Origin of the sequence: Bartonella sp. AA23NXGY, from assembly GCF_042197165.1 — a bacterium.
GTDB lineage: Bacteria > Pseudomonadota > Alphaproteobacteria > Rhizobiales > Rhizobiaceae > Bartonella.
The window spans coordinates 1-1,144 of the sequence record NZ_JBHIRO010000076.1 but is presented as its reverse complement, the minus strand read 5'-3'; the positions used below and the strand labels follow the sequence as shown (position 1 = coordinate 1,144).

General features: G+C 49.0%; 1 protein-coding gene. It reads right to left on the bottom strand.

Features of this window, described 5'->3' with window-relative positions:
- Positions 1–1,144: filamentous hemagglutinin N-terminal domain-containing protein (locus ACFINY_RS09730; protein ID WP_375701070.1), on the bottom strand; the 1,144-nt coding region annotated here is incomplete at both ends.

The following is a 1,144-nucleotide window of genomic DNA, read 5'->3' as shown; positions in this document are numbered from 1 at the left end:
CTGGTTGTGCTTGAATGGCAACATTTTGATGCGACAGAATTGTTTGAGAAACAGATAGCCCGTTATGAGAAACCAGGGTGATATCTCCTGCTCCATAAACACTTTCAGCAACAATCGCACCTTGACTGCTCTGGAGATCAACATCCCCTTGGGTGCCAAGAACAACAACACCAGCAGCACCCGTTGCCGCCATATCAACCCCACCGGCTAAAAAATGAGCTTGTATATCACCACCGGCATGCGCCTTGAGGTTCCCTTGCGCTAAAACAATCCCCTCAAGCTTCAAGTCTCCGCCCGATTCAAGAGCCATATCAGCGCCTGATCCTAGCCCTGAAACTTGAAGTGTCTGGCGCGAAGAAAGCTCCATATTGCCCCCAGAGGTTGCCTTACCGGCAATCGATAAAAGCCCATCCTGCGCCTCTATCTTCAAATGACCATCAGCACCAACCGTTTCTAACGTCACATCCTTATGGGCGGCAATATCAATATGCTTTTTCGAGGTGATGTGCTTTGCCAATACGCTCTGGCTTTTCGATTTGAGGACAACGCCCCCATGACCAAAAACATTCTTCAACGAGATTTTCCCGTCAGCAGAAAGATGCAACTGCCCCGCATTGGCTGCCATATCATGGCGCATACGAACCCCAACACCTTTTTCTGTTGCCACAAGTTTAATCTGATCCGCCTGTAGAGCCCCCAAAGCAGAACCATCTATCGCATATTCCGGTTTACCGGTAATATCAGTTAGCTCTTTCATTTCCCGTGAAGCATAATCAAAGTGACCTGTCCCTGCTGTCACACCAATTTCTCTGCCCGCAACAGCTCCTTCAAAATGCACTGTGCGTGAGACAATATCGACAATATCAACCGCCCCCTTGCCAGAGAAAAAATTGGCTCCCTTAGCGCCAAAGGTAATATCCCCACCTCGCACCTCAAAGCCTTTCAAAAAACCGCTCGCATCAATTTCGGGAACACCTGTGGTTAAAGTCGCATGGGGCGTATTGATAAAGCCACAACCATCACAGCTTATCCCATTGGGATTGGCTATAATCACATCGGCGGGGCTCCCAAAAACCTCTCCTGGACCATGAAGCGCACTGCGCTTGCTGCTGGTCACTTCATTTAAAATCACTTTCGCCGAACC